General features: G+C 61.9%; 20 protein-coding genes and 1 pseudogene. 2 read left to right on the top strand and 19 right to left on the bottom strand.

Translation table 11 applies throughout. The features are described 5' to 3' along the window. Window positions 1–162: 162 nt before the first annotated feature. From PQR62_RS11160 to lptM, 19 genes and pseudogenes are all read right to left on the bottom strand, one after another. Window positions 163–1,326 carry a phospholipase D-like domain-containing protein gene (locus PQR62_RS11160; RefSeq protein WP_408157818.1) on the bottom strand — a complete coding sequence of 388 codons (1,164 nt, stop codon included), beginning with the start codon at window positions 1,324–1,326 and terminating at the stop codon, window positions 163–165. 103 nt (window positions 1,327–1,429) lie between these two features. Beyond that, a complete protein-coding gene (locus PQR62_RS11165) occupies window positions 1,430–2,221 on the bottom strand; it encodes an endonuclease/exonuclease/phosphatase family protein (RefSeq protein ID WP_408157820.1) in 792 nt (263 codons plus the stop codon). A gap of 178 nt (window positions 2,222–2,399) precedes the next feature. Further along, complete coding sequence (gene nudB / locus PQR62_RS11170; RefSeq protein ID WP_408157822.1) at window positions 2,400–2,900, bottom strand: dihydroneopterin triphosphate diphosphatase; 501 nt, start codon at window positions 2,898–2,900, stop codon at window positions 2,400–2,402. A gap of 76 nt (window positions 2,901–2,976) precedes the next feature. After that, complete coding sequence (locus PQR62_RS11175; protein ID WP_408157824.1) at window positions 2,977–3,888, bottom strand: LysR substrate-binding domain-containing protein; 912 nt, start codon at window positions 3,886–3,888, stop codon at window positions 2,977–2,979. Between the two features lie 95 nt (window positions 3,889–3,983). Next, the gene (locus tag PQR62_RS11180) at window positions 3,984–5,216 is read right to left on the bottom strand and encodes a metal-dependent hydrolase family protein (protein WP_408157826.1); all 1,233 of its coding nucleotides are present in this window, start codon (window positions 5,214–5,216) and stop codon (window positions 3,984–3,986) included. 9 nt (window positions 5,217–5,225) lie between these two features. Further along, window positions 5,226–6,527, bottom strand: coding sequence for an MFS transporter (locus tag PQR62_RS11185; protein ID WP_408157828.1), 1,302 nt, complete (start codon window positions 6,525–6,527; stop codon window positions 5,226–5,228). A gap of 254 nt (window positions 6,528–6,781) precedes the next feature. Beyond that, window positions 6,782–8,587 carry an aspartate--tRNA ligase gene (aspS, locus tag PQR62_RS11190; protein WP_408157830.1) on the bottom strand — a complete coding sequence of 602 codons (1,806 nt, stop codon included), beginning with the start codon at window positions 8,585–8,587 and terminating at the stop codon, window positions 6,782–6,784. Window positions 8,588–8,691: 104 nt separating this feature from the next. After that, window positions 8,692–9,327: a DUF502 domain-containing protein gene (locus tag PQR62_RS11195; RefSeq protein ID WP_408157832.1), complete on the bottom strand. Its 636-nt coding sequence runs from the start codon at window positions 9,325–9,327 to the stop codon at window positions 8,692–8,694. A 36-nt stretch (window positions 9,328–9,363) separates the two neighbouring features. Continuing rightward, the gene (locus PQR62_RS11200) at window positions 9,364–9,717 is read right to left on the bottom strand and encodes an FmdB family zinc ribbon protein (RefSeq protein WP_408157834.1); all 354 of its coding nucleotides are present in this window, start codon (window positions 9,715–9,717) and stop codon (window positions 9,364–9,366) included. A gap of 274 nt (window positions 9,718–9,991) precedes the next feature. After that, window positions 9,992–11,401, bottom strand: coding sequence for an alpha,alpha-trehalose-phosphate synthase (UDP-forming) (otsA, locus tag PQR62_RS11205; protein ID WP_408157836.1), 1,410 nt, complete (start codon window positions 11,399–11,401; stop codon window positions 9,992–9,994). Next, a complete protein-coding gene (locus PQR62_RS11210) occupies window positions 11,401–13,323 on the bottom strand; it encodes a glycoside hydrolase family 15 protein (protein ID WP_408157838.1) in 1,923 nt (640 codons plus the stop codon). Before PQR62_RS11210 ends, otsA begins: the two co-directional genes overlap by 1 nt. Window positions 13,324–13,586: 263 nt before the next feature. Further along, entirely contained in the window at window positions 13,587–14,357 is a 771-nt protein-coding gene (gene otsB / locus PQR62_RS11215) for a trehalose-phosphatase (protein WP_408157840.1), read from the bottom strand. A gap of 308 nt (window positions 14,358–14,665) precedes the next feature. Further along, a complete protein-coding gene (locus PQR62_RS11220; RefSeq protein WP_408157842.1) occupies window positions 14,666–16,123 on the bottom strand; it encodes a high affinity choline transporter 1 in 1,458 nt (485 codons plus the stop codon). 395 nt (window positions 16,124–16,518) lie between these two features. Further along, window positions 16,519–17,694, bottom strand: coding sequence for a zinc-ribbon domain-containing protein (locus tag PQR62_RS11225; RefSeq protein ID WP_408157844.1), 1,176 nt, complete (start codon window positions 17,692–17,694; stop codon window positions 16,519–16,521). 9 nt (window positions 17,695–17,703) lie between these two features. After that, window positions 17,704–18,909: a hypothetical protein gene (locus PQR62_RS11230; RefSeq protein WP_408157846.1), complete on the bottom strand. Its 1,206-nt coding sequence runs from the start codon at window positions 18,907–18,909 to the stop codon at window positions 17,704–17,706. Between the two features lie 243 nt (window positions 18,910–19,152). Next, on the bottom strand, window positions 19,153–20,232 hold the full coding sequence (locus PQR62_RS11235) for a hypothetical protein (RefSeq protein ID WP_408157894.1): 1,080 nt from the start codon (window positions 20,230–20,232) through the stop codon (window positions 19,153–19,155). Between the two features lie 33 nt (window positions 20,233–20,265). Continuing rightward, a pseudogene (locus PQR62_RS11240) lies at window positions 20,266–20,442 on the bottom strand (double zinc ribbon domain-containing protein); the annotation flags it as partial. 287 nt (window positions 20,443–20,729) lie between these two features. Further along, complete coding sequence (lysA, locus tag PQR62_RS11245; RefSeq protein WP_408157848.1) at window positions 20,730–22,013, bottom strand: diaminopimelate decarboxylase; 1,284 nt, start codon at window positions 22,011–22,013, stop codon at window positions 20,730–20,732. A gap of 151 nt (window positions 22,014–22,164) precedes the next feature. Then, window positions 22,165–22,449: an LPS translocon maturation chaperone LptM gene (gene lptM, locus PQR62_RS11250; RefSeq protein WP_408157850.1), complete on the bottom strand. Its 285-nt coding sequence runs from the start codon at window positions 22,447–22,449 to the stop codon at window positions 22,165–22,167. A 40-nt stretch (window positions 22,450–22,489) separates the two neighbouring features. Here lptM and cyaY point away from each other — a divergent pair, with 40 nt between their 5' ends. Beyond that, complete coding sequence (gene cyaY / locus PQR62_RS11255; RefSeq protein WP_408157852.1) at window positions 22,490–22,828, top strand: iron donor protein CyaY; 339 nt, start codon at window positions 22,490–22,492, stop codon at window positions 22,826–22,828. 172 nt (window positions 22,829–23,000) lie between these two features. Continuing rightward, window positions 23,001–23,468 carry a type II secretion system major pseudopilin GspG gene (gene gspG, locus PQR62_RS11260; protein ID WP_408157853.1) on the top strand — a complete coding sequence of 156 codons (468 nt, stop codon included), beginning with the start codon at window positions 23,001–23,003 and terminating at the stop codon, window positions 23,466–23,468. Window positions 23,469–23,616: the final 148 nt, after the last annotated feature.

The raw sequence follows: 23,616 nt of genomic DNA on the forward strand, positions 1-23,616 counted from the left end.
TACGCGCGCCGGCGCCGCGCCGGGCAGTTTGTCTTTGTCCGCTTCATGTGCACATATGCGCGCTTGTCTGTGCAAGCGGACGACATTCCGCAGCCAACTCCGGATGAAGCAGCCGAAACACTGAGGCAGAAGTCTGACGCCTTGTCGGCACCGTCGATGCGCTCAGGCGTCCTTGCCCAGCGTGATGATGTGAATCACGGTACGGTACATCAGGAAAGCCGTGCCATGCCAGAGCCGTTTGTACCAGGGCACATTGGCAAAATCGGAGAGATGCACCACCCGTCCTTCGGCGGCGCCGATCTCGATTTCGGCGCGCAGGTATTCCGAAAAGCCGCGATCATTGATCACCACATTGGCTTCCTGATTCACGAACAGGCTGAGGCCGTCGTAATTGCTGGAGCCGACCGTAGCCCAGTGATCGTCCACCACCGCCACCTTGGCGTGCAGTTGCGTCCTGGTATATTCGACGATGCGCACACCGGCCGCCAGCAGCTTGGGATAGAAGGAATGCGCCACCGCATCCTGCATGCGGAATTGCCCCACACCCAGCAGCAGCGTCACGCGCACGCCGCGCAGGGCGGCCTCTTCCAGCGCGCGCCGCATCTTGCGGCCGGGCGCGAAATAGGGATTGGCAAGGAAGGCGCTGTCGCGCGCATGGCCGAGCGCCTGCAGATAGGTGCGCTGAATGGTGCGGCGATTGCGCAGATTGTCGCGCACCACCAGACCAGCCAGCGCTTCACCGTGGACCGGCACAGGCAAAGTGTGACGCGCGCGCTTGAAATTTTCCCAGCGCGCGCGCAGTTTCATGTGACCGATGCGCATCCACTGCGCATACATCTCGCGGTGAATATCCTGCACCAGCGGGCCGACGATGCGCACCGCGAAATCCCAGCGCGGCGCCGGCAGCACGCTGCGATGCGAATCGTCGGAAATCATGTCGTCGTTGATGTTGAGCCCGCCGACAAAGGCGCACTGCCGGTCCACCACGCACAGCTTGCGATGGCTGCGCGCGATGCCGCGCCGGAACCAGGGATTGAAGGAACGATGATGTACACCGGCCTGCATCAGCGTCTGCTTCAGCTGTCTGGTTTCCACGCGGCCGGTGCCGATCCAGTCGGTGATCACGCACACCACCACGCCGCGTGCGGCGGCGCGTTGCAGGGCGTCGCGCACCAGAATGCCGGTGTCGTCGATGGAAAAAATATAGGTCTCGAGATAGATCTCGACGCGGGCCGCGTCTATGGCCGTGATCAGCGCCGGAAAGAATCCGGCGCCGCTGTGCAGCAAAGCGATTTCGTTGTCGGCACTGAAACTTACATGGCGCATGTCGGACGCTTCATTGGTCTTGTCATCGGTCCGATTATCGGATGCATTTATGTCGGCGCTGTGTCGGCGTGCGCTGTCGCTGCACTGATACGCAGCTCCGGCCTTATTTAAAGCTCAATTCGCTGATGATGGGCGCATGATCCGACAGTTTGGCCCAGGGGCCGTCGCGCAGCACTTCGGCGGTTTCCACCTTGAAGCCGCGCAGGTAAATCCGGTCCAGCCGCAGCCACGGCATCACCGCCGGGAAAGTGCGCGCCGGCTGTATCCTCGGCGCCATGCCGCTGACCTTGCGAAAATAACCCATCAGGCCCTTGGCAATCGGCTGATCGAACACTTCGTTCACGCCGAGACGAATGTGCAGCATCTTGCTGAGCTGATTGCTCCAGTCGTTGAAATCGCCGGCGATGATCAGCGGCGCATCGGGCGGCGATGACGAACGCACCGCCTCGATCAGCGCCGCAGTCTGACGCCGGCGGCCGCCGGCAAACAGGCCCAGATGAATCACATAGCAATGCACCTCGACGCCTTCGACCGGCACGATGCAATGCAGAATGCCGCGCGACTCATAGGAGTGATCGGAGACGTCCTGATTGCGGGAAGAAGAAATGGCGAAGCGCGAGATCAGCGCATTGCCGTGGTGGCCGTGATCGTAGACCGCATTCATGCCATAGGCCGAATGATGGGAGTCGCCGGCAATGAATTCGTGCTGCCCCTGTTGCGGCCAGTTGGAGGTGTGGCGCACGGCGTTGAGATCGTGGCGCCCTTGCACTTCCTGCAAAAACAGGATGTCGGCATCGAGCTGGGCCAGCGCTTGCTTCAAGGCAAGAATGCGCGGCCGTCCGCCGAATGAGGTCACGCCTTTGTGGATGTTGTATGTCGCGACGCGCAGCTTCATGAAAATACGACCTGTCCTTTCTGAGCAATCTGGCTTCCGCGCAATCCCGGCTCAATCACTCGATACCGGCCTGCGCTGTTGCACGTGTTGTTGCGGAAGATCCGCCGTGCCGAACTGCTCCCCGAATTTCTCTCCCCGCACTATGCCTGACGCTGCCCTGCCGGCCCTTGCTCGCCGCTCAACCCGCCCGCATGTAACGCGGCAACTGCAGAATCGCCTCGGCATTGGACGGCGAGAAACATTGATCGGCCGCTGCGCGATACGGCAACCACTGGAAGCGCGTATGTTCGCGCGGCGCCAGCACCACCGGAATATCGCGCGGCACCAGCAAGCCGAATACATGCTCGGTATTGCGCGTGACGCCGGGCGCGTAGCGGTGCCGCCAGACCGGATAGATTTCGTAGATATTGGACAGTTGCCAGTCCAGCAGATGCGAAGCCGGCACGGTTCTCCGCTCCTGGTCTGCTGATTCTACTGCCTGCGAAGCAAGCACGATGCCGGTCTCTTCCTCGACTTCGCGTCGGGCAGTCTCCGACAAGGCTTCGTCCGGGGTGTCTTTGGATCCGGTCACCGATTGCCAGAATCCTTCCTTGTCGGTGCGTTCGATCAGCAGCACTTCGCGTTCTGCGGTGTGGATCACCACCAGCACCGATTCAGGAATTTTATAGGGAAGACTCATCTCGTTTATCCGTCATGCAATCGCCGCTTCCCGTGGAGGAAGGCTCAAGCCGACATTGTATAGAGAGATGAGGCAATCAGACCTCATCAGCCGCAATCGCGCTTTCTTCCACCAGCCAGTTGCGGAAACTGCGCGCCGCCGCGTGCTCGATGCGATCACGCGGCCACACGGCGTAATAGCCGCCGCCCAGGCTGGCGCTGGCATCACAGGCGCGCACCAGCAAACCTGCGCGCATGCAGGCATCGATCATGTGACGCCAGGCCAGCACGATGCCCTGCCCTTCCATCGCCAGCTGCAGCAGGATGGGATATTGATTGGACAGAATCTGATGCTGAATGCGGCTCTCGCCGAGTCCGTTCTGCGCCATCCAGTTTTGCCAGGACATCCATTGGCGCTGACCATCCTCCAGCATCAGGAGCGTCTCCTGCGGCAAGTCCTCGGGCGCCAGAGTACGGCCGGCCAGATAGGAGGGCGAACACACCGGGAATACATCCTCGTCATACAGGCGGCGCGCCGCCATGCCGGAGGGCGGCCCGTCGCGCAGGAAGTAGATGCCCATGTCGAAATCGGTTTCCGACAGCGAGGCCAGACTGTCGTTGACGATCAGGCGCAAATGGCAATCGGGCTGCAAGGCACGGAAACGCGCCAGCCGCGGCGTCAGCCACAAGACTGCGACGCCGGAGGAACAGGCCACCGTCAGCTCGCTGTGGCCCTTGCGTTTCATGACATCTTCCGTGACCTCGGCGCAGCCGACCAGCAGCCGCTGTACTTCTTCGGCATAGCGCTGACCGCTTACGGTCAGGCGCAAGGCGCGCGGTTCGCGGATGAAGAGTTTCTTGCCGAGAAAGCGCTCAAGCTGGGCAATCTGGCGGCTGATCGCGCTTTGCGTCAGATGCAGCTCGGCCGCGGCGCGCGTGAAACTGCTATGCCGCATCGCGGCCTCAAACGCAATCAGCGAGGGCAAGGGGGGAAGCGGAGAAATACGCATGACTGAGGCTCGGCGGGACTAAAGCCTCATTATGGAGCGAAAACCATGCCCGCCCGCACTGGCGCAGGCAGGCATGGTTTTCAGGCAGTCAAGGCTCAGGCCTGGCTGCGATACAGATAGCCGCCCTGCATGACCAGGGCCAGGTGCTGGCCCTGGCCGGTGAGCAGGCGGATGTCGTCCAGCGGATTGCCATTGACCACAATCAGGTCGGCACGGGCGCCCACCCGCACCGTGCCCAGTTCGCCCTCGCGCTGCAGAATCGCAGCGGCAATCGAGGTCGCCGAACGGATCGCTTCCAGATTACCGAGGATTTCGGCGCGAATGATGAACTCCTCCGACTGATCCTGATGCATCTCGCCCAGCAGGTCGGAGCCGAAACCCATCTGCACGCCATGTTCGGCATAAATCTTCAGTGAGTCGCGGCCGGCCTGGCGTACCGATTCGATCTTGGCTACCGAATCCGCCGGCAGGCCGAGACGGGCGCCGTCGCGCGCCAGCGAGTCGTAAGTCACCAGCGTCGGCACCACGAAAGCGCCATGCTCGCGCATCACGCGCGCGGCATCGGCATCAACCAGATTGCCGTGTTCGATGGTGCGCACGCCGCAACGCACGGCGCGGGAAATCGCGCGGCCGGTATACGCATGCGCCATGACATAGGTCTGCGCAGCTTCAGCTTCGGCCACGATGGCGCGGATTTCATCTTCGCTGTATTGCGTGTTGCCGATCGGATCCGTGGGCGATGCGACGCCGCCGGAAGCCATGATCTTGATCTGGGTGGCGCCCTTCTGAATCTCTTCGCGCGCCGCCAGACGCACGGCGTCGACACCATCCGCCACGCGCGCAATCGCGCCGGCACGGAAGGCGCAGGAACAGGGTTCCAGCACATCCGAACGCGGCCGGAAATCGCCGTGCCCGCCGGTCTGCGACAAGGCCTTGCCCGACGGGAAAATACGCGGCCCGGGCACCAGGCCGATGGCGATGGCTTGCGCCAGGCCCCAGTCGGCCCCGCCGGCATCGCGCACGGTGGTGAAGCCACGCTTGAGCATCGCCTCAACGATAGGCAAGGCCCGGATCGATGTCAGCGAACCGGGTTGCAAGGCGTTCGCGCCCAGATTGGCGAGCGAGGCCAGCACGTGCACGTGGCAATCGATCAGGCCGGGCATGACGGTCTTGCCGCTGACGTCAATGCGCTTGGCGTCGGGTGCGGTGATGGGCGTCGACGACACGTCGATGATGCGTTCGTTTTCAATCAATACATCGTGGCGCAGCAGCAGGCTGCCGTGTGCCGGATCGAGGACGTTGCCGCCCTGCAGGAGAATCTTGGTCATGGAAATAAATCAGGCTCGTTGCAAATATTGGGGCTCGCGCACGAAGCGCGTGCCGACCAGGCTGATGGCGGCGGCAATCATCACGTAGAAGGCCGGCGCCATGGTGCTGCCGGTGGCGGCGATCAGCCAGGTGATGAAGAAGGAGGCAAAGCCGCCGAAGATGGTCACGGCCAGGTTGTAGGCCACCGACAGGCCGGTTGACAAGACCTTGGCCGGGAACAGCTCGGAGAACGCCGCCAGAATCGGGCCTGTATAAGTCGCGATGAGAATGCCGAACACCAGCTGGAAAATCAGCAGCGAGATCAGACCCGGCGCGCTATTGATGTAGCTGAACATGGGATAGGCCAGCAGCAGGATCAGCAGCGCAGCGCCGGACAGCAGTCCGCGCCGGCCGAAACGATCGGCGATAAGACCGACGATGGGCGCGAACACCATGATGCACAGCCCGCCCACCATGCCGGCGATGAAGCCGGTCGATTGCGGCAGCTTGAGCACCTTGATCGAATAGGTCGGCATGTAGAACAGCAGCACATAAGTACAGACCGTCCACAGGATCACCATCGAAAAGCTGGCCAGGGTTTCGCGCGGGAAGTTGCTGACGATTTCCTTGAGCGGCGAATCGGTCTTGTCCTTGGCTTCCAGGAAAGCAGGTGTTTCATCGAGATGGTGGCGGATGTAATAACCGACCGGGCCGATGATGATGCCCAGCAGGAAAGGCAGGCGCCAGCCCCAGCTTGCCAGCGCCTCGGGACTCAGGCTGCCCGTGACGAAAGTGCCGACCGCTGCGCCCAGCAGCACGGCCACGCCGATGCTGGCCTGGATCCAGCTGGAATAAAACGCACGCTCCCTGACCGGTGCATATTCCGTCAGGAAGGCGGTGGCGCTGCCCATTTCGCCGCCGGCGGAGAAGCCTTGCAGCAAGCGTGCGACCACGATGATCAGCGGTGCAAACACGCCTATCTGTTCGTAGGTCGGCGCCAGTCCGATCAGGGTGGTGCCGGCCGCCATCAGCAAAATGGTCAGCGACAAGGCGGCCTTGCGGCCGACGCGATCGGCATAGATGCCGAGCAGGATGCCGCCCACCGGACGCATGAAGAAACCGACGCCGAAGGTGGCCACGGCCAGCAACAGGGAAGTCAGCTCATTGCCGGTCGGGAAGAACAGCTTGGCGATGACGACCGCGAAAAAACTGTAGACGGTGAAGTCGAACCATTCAAGGCCGTTGCCGATGACGGTGGCGATGATCGCGCGGCGGCGCTGGTCGGTGCTGACCGTCGGCGGCGCAGCGGCGTAGGCGGTATTGGCTTGCATGAATCTCCCCTTAGATTGAACACAAAGACACGCGTTCGATAATAGGGGGAGCAAGAAGCAAGCCGGAAATGATATCTGCGCATGTCGCCATGCTTGCAGCGCATGCATGCGTAAAAGATTTATATCGAATCAGGCGCCGCAGGCGAGCGACCAGCATTGCTGTACGCATGAAAAAAGGCGCGATGCATTACTGCATGCGCCTTCTTCTTTTGTCCGCGCCGATCCGGGATCAGGCGCGCACGGTATTGAGCTGCTTACGCCTTGACTGCCGGCTCTGCATTGCGCAAACGGATGTGCAGTTCGCGCAATTGCTTCTCGTCGACCGCCGACGGCGCTTGCGTCAACAGACATTGCGCGCGCTGGGTCTTCGGGAACGCGATCACGTCGCGGATCGATTCGGCGCCGGCCATCATGGTCACCAGACGATCCAGGCCGAAGGCGATGCCGCCGTGCGGAGGCGCGCCGTATTGCAGCGCGTCGAGCAGGAAGCCGAACTTCAGGCGTGCTTCTTCGTCGTCGATCTTCAGCGCGCGGAACACCTTGCTCTGCACGTCGGCGCGGTGGATACGTACCGAACCGCCGCCCATTTCCCAGCCGTTCAGCACCAGGTCATAGGCCTTGGCGATGGCGGCACCCGGGTTGGTCGAGATGAAATCTTCGTGACCATCCTTGGGCGAGGTGAACGGGTGGTGCAACGCGACCCAGCGCTGGTTGTCTTCGTCGTATTCGAACATCGGGAAGTCGACCACCCACAGCGGACGCCATGCGTCGTCGAACAGGCCGTTCTTCTTGCCGAAGTCGCTGTGGCCGATCTTCACGCGCAGCGCGCCGATCGCATCGTTGACCACCTTGGCCTTGTCGGCGCCGAAGAAGATCAGGTCGCCGTCTTGCGCGCCGGTCTTTTCGACAATCGCTGCCAGCGCCGCATCGTGCAGGTTCTTGACGATAGGCGATTGCAGACCATCGCGGCCCTTGGCCTTTTCATTGACCTTGATGTAGGCCAGGCCCTTGGCGCCGTAGATGGCGACGAACTGGGTGTAGGCATCGATTTCCGAACGCGGCATGTCGGCACCGCCCGGCACGCGCAGACCGACCACGCGGCCGCCTTCGCTGTTGGCGGCGCCCGAGAACACCTTGAAGTCGACGTCCTTCATGACGTCGGTCAGTTCGGTGAATTCCAGCTTGACGCGCATGTCAGGCTTGTCCGAACCGTACATGCCCATCGCGGTCGCGAAGTCCATGACCGGGAACGGGTTCGGCAGGTCGATATCGAGCACGTTCTTGAACACCAGACGGATCATGCCTTCGAACAGATCGCGGATTTCCTGTTCGTTGAGGAAGGAGGTTTCGCAGTCGATCTGGGTGAATTCAGGCTGACGGTCGGCGCGCAGATCTTCGTCGCGGAAGCACTTGGTGATCTGATAGTAACGGTCGAAGTTGGCGACCATCAGCAGCTGCTTGAACAGTTGCGGCGATTGCGGCAGCGCGAAGAATTCGCCGGCGTTGACACGCGACGGCACCAGATAGTCGCGCGCGCCTTCCGGCGTCGATTTGGTCAGCATCGGCGTTTCGATATCGATGAAGCCTTGCGCGTCCAGGAACTTGCGCACTTCCATCGCTACCTTGTAGCGCAGGCGCAGGTTGTTCTGCATTTGCGGACGGCGCAGGTCCAGCACGCGGTGCGTCAGGCGGGTGGTTTCCGACAGGTTGTCGTCGTCCAGCTGGAACGGCGGCGTGACCGACGGGTTCAGCACTTCCAGCTCGTGGCACAGCACTTCGATCTTGCCCGACTTCAGGTTGGCGTTGCCGGTGCCTTCAGGGCGGCTGCGTACCACGCCGGTGATGCGCAGGCAGAATTCGTTGCGCACGGATTCGGCGTTCTTGAACACCTCGGCGCGGTCTGGATCGCAGACCACTTGCACCAGGCCTTCGCGGTCGCGCAGGTCGATGAAGATCACGCCGCCGTGGTCGCGGCGACGATGCACCCAGCCGCACAGGCTGACGGTTTGGCCGAGCAGTGCCTCAGTGGTGAGGCCGCAGTATTGAGTTCGCATGGACATATTCAGATTCCGTTGACAGTTTTCTTGCAGATTTTTATTCGAAGGTGTTTGTGTGGATACCGTGGCGGGGCTGGACAGCGTCATCCCTGACGCCGAACGCCCCTTCAATTATGGGCCGTGGTATCGGTGATGATTTTCTTCTCGGCCACCAGCATCTCGGGCGCTACCACGCCCATGGACACGATGTACTTCAGGGCCTCGTCGACCGACATGTCGAGTTCGATCGAGTCGGCGCGCGGCAGCATCAGAAAGAAACCGGAAGTCGGATTCGGCGTGGTCGGCACGTAGACGCTGATGTAGTCACCCTGCAGATGATTCTTGACTTCGCCGCCCGGCACACCGGTCAGGAACGCAATGGTCCACGAACCCTGGCGCGGATACTGGATCAGCACCGCCTTGCGGAAGGCATTGCCGGAGGACGAGAACAGCGTGTCCGACACTTGCTTGACGCTGGAATAGATCGACTTGACCACCGGGATGCGGGTCAGGATGCCTTCCCACAAGGACACCACCTGGCGGCCGATGAAGTTGCGCGCAGCCAGACCGGTCAGGAAGATGATCAGCAGGGTCAGGATGGTTCCGAGACCGGGGATGTGGAAACCCACCAGCGCTTCCGGCCGCCATCTTTCCGGCAGCAGCAGCAGGGACTGATCCATCGTTCCGATGATCAGGTTGAGCACCCATAGCGTGATCGCGAGGGGCACCAGAATCAGCAGGCCGGTGATGAAGTATTTACGCATGGTCTTTAAGGTGAGCGGCGCGCCGGAGCGAACCGCTTAGGTTGCGCTCGGAGTCGAAGGTGCGGCCGGGGCCGCAGGCGCAGAAGAGGCCGCCGGCGCGGGCGTAGCGGCCGGTGCGGCTGCAGGCGGGGCGCTGTCGGGGGCGCTGCTTTCGGTCGCAGGCAAGGCGGTGCCGGTGGCGCCGGTGCTGTTCGCCACGCCGCTGCCATTGCCGCGGAAATCGGTGACATACCAGCCGGAACCCTTCAGCTGAAAGCCGGCTGCGGTCAATTGTTTCTTGAAACTGTCCTTGTGGCAGGACGGGCAAACGGTCAACGCATCGTCGGACATCTTTTGCAAGACATCCTTGGCAAACCCACACGCTTCGCAGCGATACGCATAAATCGGCATGACTAACTCCGCAAAAATCTTCCAAAACCCTGAATTATAAAGGTTTTTATGGGGGATTTTGCGAAGGGTCGTGCAAGGAAGCGCCGCCGGCTGTATTTATTGCAACACGGCGACAACAGGAGGAGGCCCGAACAGCGCGCGGAAGGGACTGGAAGGGGCGGAAATTGCCAGGAATTGGCATCCCGGCAAGATTTCGCGGCAACTGAGCCTGGCCCGGCATACGCCCACCCGGTTATCGGGTAGAACCCGGACGCGGGCCGCGGCGCTTCAGCGATCAGGCTGCATTCTGTTCCGTCGCGGAAGGCGGCTGCTTGGCTTCGCCGAGGGTGCGCAAGAACTCGCGGCACCACCAATGCACGTCATATTTGCGTATGCCCTCGAGCAAGGCGGCATGACGCTCGCGCCGTTCGCCCAGCGACATCTGCAGCGCCTGCTGGATCACCTGCGCGGTACCATGCGTGTCGTAAGGATTGACCATCAGCGCTTGCGGCATCTGCTCGGCGGCGCCGGCGAAGCGCGACAGCACCAGCACGCCGGGGTCTTCTTCATCCTGGGCGGCGACGAATTCCTTGGCCACCAGATTCATGCCGTCGCGCAGCGGCGTCACCAGCGCCACCGCGCAGGCGCGGTACAAACCCGGCAGGCGCTTGCGCGCCACGGTGCGGTGAATGTAGCGGATCGGCATCCAGTCGAAATCGCCGAAGTCCCCGTTGATCGACCCGCACAGACTTTCCAGTTCATGCTGGATGTCGTTGTAGGCATCGACATCTTCGCGGCTCGGCGAGGCCACCTGCAGCAGCGTGGCGCTATGCCGATTTTCGGGATAGGCCAACAGCAGCTCGCGAAAAGCGCGGATGCGCTGCGGCAGGCCCTTGGAATAGTCGAGACGATCGACTCCGATCAGCAGACGCCGGCGCGAGTATTCCTTGACCGTGGTTTCGTAGGTCTCGCGCGCTTCCCTGGCGCGCCCCAGCCGCTGGAAATCGGCGACGTCGATGCCGATCGGAAACGCCTCGGCCTGCACCGTACTGTTGAAGGCGCGGAACTGGTTGGCGCCCACCGATTCGGCGGTCGCTTCCGCCTTCACGTAATGCGCAAAGTGCTGGACGTCGAGGTGACTCTGGAAACCCACCAGATCGTAGGCAAACATGGCGCGGATCAACCATTCGTGCGAAGGAATCGCGGCCAGTATCGGCGGCGGCGGCAGCGGTATGTGGAGGAAGAAACCAATGCGGTTTTCGCAGCCCATGGCGCGCAGTTCGGCGGCCAGCGGAATCAGGTGATAGTCGTGAATCCAGATGATGTCGTCCGGCTTGAGCAGCGGATACAGCTTGCGCGCGAACAGTTGGTTGACGCGGCGGTAGCCGCCCAGATGACCCGATTCGAAATTGGCCAGATCGAGCCGGTAGTGAAACACCGGCCACAGCACGCCGTTGGCGTAGCCGCGATAGTAGGAATCGTGATCTTCCTTCGACAGATCCAGCTCGGCCAGCGTCACGCTGCCGGCCTGATGCACATGCAACTCGCCCTCGCCGGGCGTGCCATCTTCAACGATCTTGCCACTCCAGCCGAACCACAAACCACCGGTGCGCTTGAGCGTTTCGCCCAGCGCCACTGCGAGTCCGCCGGCCGCCGCTTTACGCGGATCGGCCAGGCGATTTGATACCACCACTAAACGTCCCATCAGATGACCGCCTCCCAGGATGCCGACAAGCGCATCGCACAATTGATGATGCCCACCATCGAATACGTCTGCGGGAAATTGCCCCACATCTGGCGCGTGACCGGATGGGTGTCTTCAGACAGCAGACCGAGGTGGTTGCGCGCATCGAGCATCGCCTTGAAAATCTCGCGCGCCTGTTCCTTGCGGCCGATGCGCGCGAGCGCGTCGATACGCCAGAAGGTACAGATGTTGAATGCCGTCTCGGGCCGGCCGAAATCGTCCGGCGCCTCGTAACGGCGCATGTAAGGACCGTCGCACAGATGCTTTTCGAGCGCCTCGACGGTCGAGATGAAACGCTGATCGGTCGGCGCAATCAGGCCGACTTCCACCATCAGCAGCACGCTGGCGTCGAGGTCGCGGCCGCCGAAACTTTCGGCATAGGCCTGACGCTGCTCGTTCCAGGCTTCGTTCAGAATGCGGTCGCCGATTTCCTTGGCGCGTTCGCCCCAGTATTTGGCGCGTTCGGCCAGATCCAGCCGCGCCGCAATCTTGGCCAGACGGTCGCAGGCAGCCCAGCTCATCAGCGCCGAGGAAGTGTGTATCCGCGAACGCGTGCGCAGCTCCCACATGCCGGCATCGGGCTGATCGTAGACCTCATAGGCGCGCTCACCGACCGCTTCCAGATGATGGAAGTGCTCGATGCCGGCGCGATGATGCAGGCGCATGTCGTGGAAGGCCTGCGCCGCGCCGAGCACGATATTGCCGTAGACGTCGTGCTGGAAATGTTCGTAGGCCTGATTGCCGACGCGCACCGGACGGTGGTTCAGATAGCCCGGCAGGTGATCCAGAATCTGTTCCGGCAAGCCCTCTTCCAGACCGATGCCGTACAAGGGCTGCACATGGCCGCCGGCCGAACGCACGATGACATTGGTGAGCCAGCGCAGATAATCTTCCATGGTGCCGAGTTCGGACAGGCTGTTGAGCGCGCGCACCACGAAGAAGGCATCGCGCAGCCAGCAATAGCGATAGTCCCAGTTGCGCTGGCTGCCGGGCGCTTCCGGCACGCTGGTGGTCATGGCGGCGATGATGGCGCCGGTGTCTTCATACACAGAAAGCTTGAGCGTGATGGCGGCGCGAATCACGGCGTCCTGCCATTCCAGCGGCGTGGCCAGCGCGCGGCTCCAGTTGCGCCAGTAGGCCAATGTTTCCTGTTCAAAATCGCGCGCAGTGTCGCCGATGCCGCCGTGCAGGGTTTCGTCCGGGCCGAGGATGAAGTTGTACGGCCGGCTGACCACGAAGGCGGTCTCGTCGACGATGTAGCTGATCGGCGCATCGGTGTTCAGACGCAGGGTCTGCTCATCGCCGACGAAGCGGATATGGTTGCTGCCGCGCGTTTCCAGCGGCACATCGCGGCCCCAGTCGAACTTCGGCCGCAGGATCACGCGCATGCGCGGCGCGCCCGACAGCGGATGCACGCGGCGCACCAGTTGCAGCGGTCGGAAGAAACGCCCGCGGCTGGCGAAGCGCGGTGCGAAATCGGTGATTTCGACGCCCTGCCCCAGCGTGTCGTACAGGCGGGTGCGCAACACGGCGGTGTTGGGCTCATACCATTGCTCGCTGTGCGAAAAATTCTCCAGCTGAAAGCTCCACAGACTGCCGTTGTCGCTGGGGTCAAGCAGCGCGTTGAACACCGGATCGCCGTCGAAACGCGGCAGGCAGCACCAGACGATGCGCCCCATCTTGTCGATCAGCGCGCTGAAGGCGCAGTTGCCGATCACGCCCAGGTCCAGCGTCGAGGTCGAAAGAATATCCTGAGCCTGGGCCGCCAGATGCGGCTGCTCGGAGTGCTGCGATTGAGAGTGCGGAGAAGGCTGTCCGGCTTGCTCGTTGGATGGCGTGATGTCGGACTGGGTGGCAGATTGCGTAGCTTGCGTAGGTTCCATGGATTCCCTCATTGCTCCGTTATCCAGATTTCTTGATTTTGTGTCATGTCGCGGGCAACTGCCCGGCATGCTCTGCGTCGGTATGAATCTTTACTGCGCTGGTGCAGAAGCAGCGGACTGCGTGGTGCGCCTGCTGCGGATGATATCGCGCCAGGCGGCGGATGGATGAGCAGGTTTGCTGCACTGCTGAAATATGATTGCGCCGGCTCGAAAACATTCCGACAAATTGCGTCGACCTCGCAGCGCCTGGCTTTGCGGCTTGCTCAGCCGGACGCGGGGGTCAGCAAAGGGGGCGACGCAGGCAACGCTCGCGTCAGAGATTGTTGCAAGAGCGACAGCACCGCCGCCGGATTGTCGACACGCAGGCCGGCCTGGGTGGCGCCGTTGCCGACCTTGATGCCAAGGCCTTTGGCGACTTCGGATTGCACCCAGGCAAAACCGGCTTCATCGGTCACATCGTCGCCGATGAACACCGGACGCCGCCCGCGAAACGGCGCTTCGCGCATGAAGGCGGCAATCGCATCGCCCTTGTTGATATGCGGCTTGGCTTCGACCACCATCTTGCCGCGCAGCATGGAAAACCCGGGCTCCTGCTGCAGTGCTGCGCTCATGGTTTCTATGCACAGCGATTCGAGATGCGGCTGATGCCGGTAGTGCAGCGCGACCGCACCGCGCTTGCGCTCCATCAGCAGACCGTGGCTATCGGCAAAGGCTTGCAGACGCTGTTGCAGATGGCTGGCATCGGGCACCGGCTGCTGCACCACGCTGCCATCGGCGGTGCGCCGCTCGGCGCCATGCACGCCGGCAAGCGGCAACCGCAAGGGCTTGAGAAAGTGATCCAGCTCATCCATGGGGCGGCCGCTGACGATGGCGATGGCGCCGCCGCTTTCCTGTTGCAGCCGCTGCAGCGCCTCGATCAGCGCCGGCGACACCAGCACGCCGCCCGGTTCTGAAGCCAGATCGACCAGGGTGCCGTCGAAGTCCAGAAACAGCGCATCGGCTGCCCGGTCATAGGGGTAATTGTGCTCAGTCATGATCTTTCAGGTTGATTAAAAGCAAATTAGTTCCCATCGCATTATTGCAACAGAGAAATTTCACAATAGAAAATCATCGAAAATCACAGATAAATACAATCGCCTCCAGGGGATCAAGATTGCCACAAAAATGAGCACACGCTGAGACAAGGAAAAATCGGATCGGCCTGACGATGCCCGCTCAGTCCGATGCAGAGGTCGGCAATCGGCGCCACCCAAAACAAAAGCGGCTGCCGGAAAACCGGACAGCCGCTTGTTGATTCATGCGCTTGCTTCATTTACGAAGAGGTATCCAGCCGGATTCCCCCTCAGATCTTGCCCGGGCCTTCCGGCACATTGGCCAGCGCTTGCGGGACAGGCGCCACGATCTGCGGCATCAGCGAACCGACCACCATGCCGCCTATGCTGAACATCAGCCCCATCAGCTGCGGCGGCCACAGACCATCCGGCGCGGCGTATTCCAGCGTGATCCAGGACAGCAAGCCAAGCACCATCGCCATCAAGGCGCCCTGGCGCGTGGCGCGCTTCCAGTACACACCGAAAGCCAGCGGCACGAAGGCGGCGACCAGCGTCACCTTGTAGGCGTTTTCCACCATCTGATAGATGCTGGACTTGCTGTTGAGCGCCAGCGAGGTCACTGCCACGGTGAAGATCAGCACCACCACGCGCATCGAGAACAGGAACTCCTTGTCGCTCTTCCACGGGCGGATTTCCTTGAGCACGTTTTCGGTGAAGGTGACCGACGGCGCCAGCAAGGTGGCGCTGGCGCAGCTCTTGATGGCCGACAGCAGCGCGCCGAAGAACATCACCTGGGCGAATACCGGCATCTTTTCCATGATCAGGGTCGGCAGCACCAGTTGCGAATCGGTTTCCAGCAGGCGCTCCACCATGGCCGGATCGATCAGCGTGGCCGAGTAAGCCAGGAAGATCGGGATGAAGACGAACATGAAATAGATCACGCCGCCCAGAATCGAGGCATTGCGCGCGATGTTTTCGTTCTTGGACGACATCACGCGCTGGAACACGTCCTGCTGCGGAATCGAACCCAGCATCATGGTGATCCACGCGGCAAAGAACCACAGCACCTCCTTGGGCGTGGCGGAGGGCCAGAAATTGAACTTGCCGGCATCCGCTGCGTGCTGGATGACCACCGCCGGGCCGCCGACCATGTCCGACACTTCCCAGCCGATGTAGAGCATGCCGACCACCACGATGATCATCTGCAGGAAGTCGGTAATCGCCACCGCCCACATGCCGCCCATCAAGGTATAGATCAGCACGCTGCCGGCGCCGATGATCATGCCCCAGTGCATGGGGATATAGCCGCCCGACACCACGCTGAACACCAGACCCAGGGCCTTGATCTGCGCCGCTACCCAGCCCAGATAGGAAATCACGATACAGATGGTGACCAGCATTTCAGCCGCACGGCCGAAGCGCTTCTTGTAGTAGTCGCCGATGGTCAGCAGGTTCATGCGATACAGCGGCTTGGCGAAGAACACGCCGACCAGAATCAGACACAGCGAGGAACCGAAAGGATCGGCGACGATACCGCCCAGACCTTCCTTGAGGAAGGTGGAAGACACGCCCAGCACCGCTTCGGAGCCAAACCAGGTGGCAAACACGGTAGCGGTGACGATCGACATCGGCAGCGAGCGGCCGGCCACGGCGTAGTCCTTGGAGGTCTTGACGAACTTGGTGGCATACAAGCCGATGCCGACCGAAATGACCCAATAGAGGACGACGAACCAGAGAAGAGCATTCATGCCTTGTTCCTTGCGCAGTAGGGCAAAACCGTCCGAGCGGCGGGGATAAAAACGCGCATTATAGCGGCATCTGAGCGCGTCTTTCGTCTCTGTCGAACAGAATCCGGCTGCGCTTCGGCCAAATTTGAGCGACTTGATTTCCACACGGACAGACTCGCATCGCCGCAGCGATGCACCGGCGTCTTCAAGCAAAAATCGCTCCTGCCGCCTGCACAAAAATCAGGCAGGGCATGGCCCATCAAAAGAGGAAGTAAAGAAATGCAAGAAGTGCGATGGCGGTGGCGGTGGCGGTGGCGGTGGCCGGCATCAGACTCCGCCCCGAGCTGAATCGCCGGCACGGAGCGGGAGCGCATTCCGGCCAAGCCAGGCAGGACCAGTGCCGGCACGAACCGGCTTTATTCGACCCGCGCCAGGCGCAGCGACAGCAAGCCGAGATCGATCACCGCCGAGTCCTTGCCGCGCATCTGCACCTTGAAGCCCTGCTGCGGATTCTTGTCGGGAATGACTTTGACCACGTCGCCCTGGGTTTCGAAGCGAGCCGGAATCAGCTTGCCGTTTTCGGTCATGCTGTCGGCGCTGAATTCGAAGGTCACCATGCCGGTGGCGTCGCGCCATTTGCCGATCAGGGGATGGTCGTCGATGTGCAGCCAGGTCTTGATGCGGGCGATCCAGCCGGGCTTGCCGGCGGAGGCGTCCTGCACTTCGCTGCTTTCCTTGCCGAAGCCTTCGAACTTGTTGGCCAGGCGGCGCCGGTTTTCGGCGGCTTCGCTGACCTTCCATTTCTTGTCGACCAGCGTCAGCGTCAAGGTCAGCTCCAGTTTTGCCTTGCCGCTTTTTTGCAGGATCTGTTCGCGCAGCGGCGAGTTCTTCAGCCACGGCGCCTGATCGGCGATCTCCAGCACGGAATGCGCCGGCGCCATGCTTTCTTCCCCGACTTGCTGCACCTGATCGAAGCCCGTCAGCGAACGTACGCTCAGGCTGTTGCCCAGACACACGCGGCCGTTGCGCACCCATTTGCGGCCGACATCGGTGACGTTGTAGATGTATTGCGAACGGTTGAAGAAACCGAAGCCCGAGCTTTCCAGGCGCGGGCCTTCCAGCACACCGGCCTGCACCAGCAGATCGGCCCAGCCGCGATTGCCCGATTCGAACTGGGAAATGCTGAGCACATTGTTTTGCAGACGCTCATTGGCGGCGCAGAGCAGCGCCTCGCGCATGCGCGCGTTTTCGGACAGATATTGCTCGACCGCGCGACTGAAACTTTGTTCGGTGGCAGCCTCCGGCGCCAGCCACCAGTTGACCGCAGCGCCGGCGCCCAGCACCAGCGCCCCGATCACCAGCCCGATCATCCAGGTCTTGCGGCGGCCGATGCGCAGACGGGAAGGCTTGCGCGGCGGCTCGGTGGCGGTAGTCTGCATGACCGGCATCACGGCACCCGCAGTATCGGTACCGGCATCCATTTGGGATGCCGCTTTTTGAGCTTCCGGCGGTCGCAGCACGGCGCCGCACTCGTCGCAGAAAACCGCCACATCGAGGTTGGCGCTGCCGCATTGGGTACAAAAACGCGTCATGGCATATCCTTATTTCAGCTTGCTGCCGCATGCGCCGCAGAATACGTCGGAGGGCGCGACACTGGCATGGCATGACGGGCAAGCCGGTGGCGTATTTGCGTTGAGGATACGCGGCGTCGCGGCATCGCTCGCCGGCTCTGCGGCAGCCGGCAATTCAGAAGCTGCCGGCGCAGCAGATGGAATTGCGTCGTCCTTGCCGCGAACCGAGGCGGCCTCGGGCTCAGATTTTCCGCGTCGTGCCGCCAGCTCACGCGCATTCGCACGCGCCTGTTCTGCCTTCCTGCGCGCTGCATCCAGACGCTGACTCAGAGCGGTTTCGGGGCCGGCAAAGTCCATGCCCTCAATGCTGTTGAGATAAATGATGCAACTGCCCTTGCACCAGATCAGCGCCGGCACCACCGCCGCCAGCGCGAACAGCAGACCGCCGCCTAGCATGCCGGCCATCACATGCGCGCTGGCGCCCAGACCGAAAAAGCCGAAGCCCGGAAACAGACCCAGCAAACCGCCGCGTCCGAAGCCGATGATGCCGGCCGAGAGGCTGGAGGTGATGCCGGAACCGATCGCCACGATGGCCGAAATGAACAGCGCCACCAGCCCGGTGATCAGCATCAGCAGCACTTCCGACAGCAAGACCATGATCAGTTGCCGGCGCACGATGCGGTTGAGGCGGGAGATCACTTCGAACACGCCGCTGCCGTTCCACACCGCCGGCCCGGCCAGCGGCAACAGCACGCCGTATAAGGAAAACACGGTCACGCCCAGCACCACTGCCGACACCGGGAAGGCGACCACATACAGCAGCGGACCGAGCAGCGGAATCTTGCAGATCAGCAGCACGAGGGCCACCGCAATCACCACCGCCAGTACGATCAGCACATACAGCAAGGCCACGCCCAGCAGGCGATGGCTGGTGCAGAGCGACAGCAGCACCGCGTCCCTGATGCCAAGCTGACCGGCCTGGCCCTGAGCGTCCGCCATCAGCAGGATGCCGACGCCATTGCCGCCGTAAAAGAACACCAGAAAAGACAGGATGAAACCGAGGAAGGAGATGCCCAGGCCGAGTTGCGCGCCCAGCAGCGACAGCACGCCGCCGGCCAGCGTACCGAGTACGAAAGTCAGCCCCAGCAAGACCAGCGCACGCGTATTGCGAAAGGCCGAAACCGACGCCAGCAATGAATTGAATCCGGGCGGCAGACTGGAATTGGTGTCGCTCATGCATTCCCCTTGTTTTATCGAATGGGCGGCAGCGGATCGGTGCGGGCCTGAGAAGTGCCGACCGGGTCTGCACCGATGATGGTGCGGGCACGCCTGCTCAAACCGGCCTGGCTGAGCGGATTGACCCGTTTCGGCTGCGGACGTTCATCCGCGCGCGCTGACACTTGGCTGACAGGCGCCGCAACCGGAGCGCAGCGGAACCGGCTCTGCGCGACTCGCTTGGGGTCTGCGCCTCACCTGCCGCTAGTTTTGATTATTGTTTTGATACGAGGGGCAACCGTCCTTGCCCCACTTGCCGTTGCACAGCCCCCAGAGGCAGCTCTCGCGCGAGAACAAGGACAGTTTCTGGCAGGCCGCGACCTTGTCCGCGGTGCCTGGCAAAGCGGTGACCGGCGCCGCCGGCGCTGCCGCACGCACTTCATTGGCGGCACGTTCGGCATTGGCGCGCGCTTCGGCCATGGCGGCGTCGGCCCGCTGCTTGCGCTCCTCGCGCTCGGCCTTGAGCGCCTCGGCTTTTTTCCGGCGGGCTTCGGCGGCCTGCTTTCTCGCCAATTGCTGCGCCTCTTTCTGCGCCGGAGATGGAAGCGCATTGTCGCCGGATGCGGCATCCGCCGGCTCTGAAGCCGCTGATGATGTGGTCAATGCAGTCGGAGCCGCCGGCGCTTCGGATGCCGGCGCTGCATTTGCCGCCGCCAGGGCCGAAGCTGAGGCTGGTGCAGTCGCCGGCGCGGCAGTTGGCGAAGCGGGCGACACATTGGGCTGCGCCCGACCGTTCCACCACATGGCAGCCACGATCATCAGCGCCACCAGCAGCACGGTCATGATGATGGGCGCGGTGCGCTTGCGCTGCGGCTCGGCCGAGGCCTGCATCATGACTTTTTCGGATGGGCTCCAGGACTTGGCCGCTTCGGCAAAGCCGAACTCGCTGGTTTCGCCGTTCGATGTGGCAGGCCGCAAGGCGTGCCGCGCCAGGTATTCGGCCACCGGATCGATGGCCGGGCTGGCGGAAGAATTCTCGAGTGCCGTGGCCGACGAGGAAGCGGCACTCGTATCCGGCGCTACCTCCGGGCTAGCCGGAACTGCAGCATTGCGCAGCGATGAATAATCGGTAATGGCGGCGACGGCGGCGACCACCTGCGGCGGCACCTCGGCCACCGGCCGAGGTTTGACGGCAAGCGCCACATATTCGTCCGACACAGCGGTGTCACCGGAGAAACCCAGCGGCGCCGGCGCAAACTGCGAACCGGCAGGCGTGGCGGCGATGGATGCCAGCACGGCGGCGGCGATCTCGGTCTCGTCGGGGCGACCGCTATCTGCCGGCATGCCGGCTGGCGTCAGATGATTGCCGCACTGAGAACAAAATCTGGAACCTGGCTTGTTGTGATGACCGCAGCCGCTGCAATCGAGCTGGGCGGAGCTTGCGGCCCCGGGCCTGACAGACGACGCAACAGCCTGAGTCGGCAGAGACTGGCCGCAACTCAAGCAGAATTTGGCGGATTCCCGATTCGCTGCCGCGCAATGAACGCACTGCATAAGGCTTCCCTTCCCCTTTTGATCTCACTGATCTTGCTGAACCGGCTGCGGTCTTGTTTATCTGTTTTGGGCGGCCGGGGTGACATTGTGCACCCAAATTTCTCAAAGGAAAACCCGCAGCAGGGCCGGTTTGGGGATTTTTTGCGGTCGCAGCAAATTCCTGCCGTAGCGTATGTTGAAACATCTGCAAGAAGCCAGGCAGATGCAAATGAAAACAGAGCGATCCGTCAACACGGAATCGCTCTGCCCGGGGAATCACTGCGCGCGGCCTGGCAGCCGCGCCAGGATCAGGAGACGATGCTTTCCAGCGCGAACAAATCGGCCGGATTTTCGCGCTTGCGGATCAGGTGCGCGCGCTCGCCATCCACCAGCACTTCGGCGGCGCGGCCGCGCGTGTTGTAGTTGGATGCCATGGTCATGCCGTAGGCGCCGGCCGAGGTCAGCGCCAGCAGATCGCCGGGCTGGATGGCCAGTTCGCGCTCGCGCGCCAGCCAGTCGCCGGATTCACATACCGGGCCGACCACGTCGTAGACCTGCGCACCGTTCTGCTCCTGCCTGACGGTCTGCACGCCGTGCCAGGCCTGGTACATCGCCGGGCGCATCAGATCGTTCATGGCGGCATCGACCACGGCGAAATTCTTGGCTTCGCTGTGCTTCAGATATTGCACTTCAGTCACCAGCACGCCGGCGTTGCCGACGATGGAACGGCCCGGCTCGAACATCACCTTGATCGCTGCGCCGGCATATTTTTCCTTGCGCCAGGCATCGACGCGGGCAAACAGACGCGCCAGATAATCGCCGATGGCGACCGGCTTTTCATCGTCATAAGTAATGCCGATGCCGCCGCCGATGTCGAGGTGATGCACATGGATGTTTTCGGCCGCCAGCTGGTCGATCAGTTCGATCACCTTGTCCAGCGCTTCCAGCAGCGGTGCGTCATCCAGCAGCTGCGAGCCGATGTGGCAGTCGATGCCGACCACTTCAATGTTGGGCAGCGACGCCGCGGTGCGGTAACAGTCCAGCGCGTCTTCGTAGGCCACGCCGAATTTGTTTTCCTTGAGGCCGGTGGAGATGTAAGGGTGGGTCTTGGCATCTACATTGGGATTCACGCGCAGCGAAATGCGCGCGCGCTTGCCGGCTTCGCCGGCCACCTCATTGAGGCGATGCAACTCGGGAATCGATTCCACGTTGAAGCACAGGATGTCGTGCTGCAGCGCCAGCTTCATTTCATCGCGGCCCTTGCCCACGCCCGAGAAAATCACCTTGCGCGGATCACCGCCGGCGGCAATCACACGCAACAGTTCACCGCCCGAGACGATGTCGAAACCGGAGCCCTGCTGCCCCAGCAGATTCAGCACGGCCAGATTGGAATTGGACTTGACGGAGTAGCAGATCAACGCCCCCTCGCTATCGCGGCCGGCTTTGCGGCAGGCGTCGGCGTAGGCCGAGAAATTTTCAACCAGCGCGGCTTTTGAATAGACATACAGCGGCGAGCCGTATTGCCGGGCCAGTGCATCAAGCGAAACCTGTTCAGCGTGCAGCACGCCATTGCGATAGGAAAAATGGGACATGAAATTTATCTGGAAGTTAAAAACGCCGGCAAGGCCGGCGCGTAGTCATACAGAACAAACGAAATCTGAATTCGGACAGGTACATTATTTCAGTGCTATCGCAGCCCCCGGATTCAGAGCTGCGTATCGTGCAATCGTCATCGAATCCGGCTTATTTGCCGGGCGTCTGGGCGTTGCAGGCCAGCGAAGCTGAGCCATTTGCAGGCGCAGCCTGGCAGGCCATCGGCTGAGCATTTCCCATATCCCCCTTCTTTGCGGCATCGGTCGCGGCGTCCGGATTGGGCGCGACCTCATGCGAAGTGGTACGCGCCGGCGGAATCTTGGGCATGTACAAGGGGCCTTTTTGGCCGCAACCGGCCAGCAGCAATACCAGCAAGGCGGCGCCAGTGGCGCTGACGAATCCGGCACGATGGAACTGAGAAATAGATGACTTCACGATAAAATGTCGGATTACTTCAAATGCTTCGGAGTTTAGCATGACGGAATCAGAATTCCTGGACCTTGCAGATGCCACCCTCAATGCAATCGAGGGCGCGCTGGAACAGGCCTGCGACGAGGGTGAGCTGGATGTGGAGTGCAGTCGCAGCGGCAATGTGCTGGAAATTGAATGCATAGACAACGGCTCCAAGATCATCGTCAACAGCCAGGCGCCGATGAAAGAGATGTGGATCGCCGCCCGTTCCGGCGGTTTTCATTACAAATTCAATGGCAGCCAATGGATCAACACCCGCGACGGCAGTGAGATGTACGCCACCCTGTCGGAAGCGGTCAGCGCCCAGAGCGGCGTCAAGGTAGACATCAGACCGGCCGACTGACAATCAAAAAAACCGGTAACGGCGCCGGGCGAGCGCCGCGCCATCGCATTTCAGACAAGCGGGCCTTTATACTTGCTGGCTTTCTGTTGTCACGACTGCAAGCCGCCGGCCGTTTTCAATCGTCGCCCCTTTATTCTTTTTTAGATTCATCTTCTTGAAACCTGTTGCATTCATGCGCCGTCCTCACTCGCCGTCCCGCCGTCCGCCCGCGCCCCGCGCCCTTCAACGCGGAGTTGGCCGTCTGCAGTGGATCATTCTGCTCGCGGTGCTGGCGGTAGCAGCCGCCTGGGGCTTGCCCAAACTGGCGGATCGCTGGTCGCACGACCATAGCCCGGAGGCGATTGCGGTCGAGCGCGAGCTGCAAGCGATCAGCCAGGGACTTGAAATCTACAAGAAGGACAACGGTCGCTATCCCAGCTCGCAGCAAGGTTTACTGGCGCTGGCGATCAAGCCTACGCGGGCGCCGGTGCCCAACGGCTGGCAGATCGGCGGCTATGTGGACAAGCTGCCGCACGACCCCTGGGGCAATCCCTACCAATACCGCGCCAATGAAGAGGGCAGCGAGTACGAACTGTTTTCGTTCGGCAAGAGCGGCGCCGCCGGCGGCGAAGACAGCGAACAGGTGATTCGTCTGCACTGAAGCGCAAGCTTCTCCGGCTCGTTTCTGATTCGCTTTCTGCAGCTTTGCGCTGCGTTACGCGTGTTGGCGGATGTAGCGCAGTATCTATCTGGTATCTGGCCTCCGGCATCCGCTTCTTAGCCTGCACCCGCCATGGCGCAATTGTCCG

The sequence above is a fragment of the Herbaspirillum lusitanum genome (assembly GCF_046025995.1).
In the GTDB taxonomy this organism is placed as follows: Bacteria; Pseudomonadota; Gammaproteobacteria; order Burkholderiales; family Burkholderiaceae_D; genus Herbaspirillum; species Herbaspirillum lusitanum_A.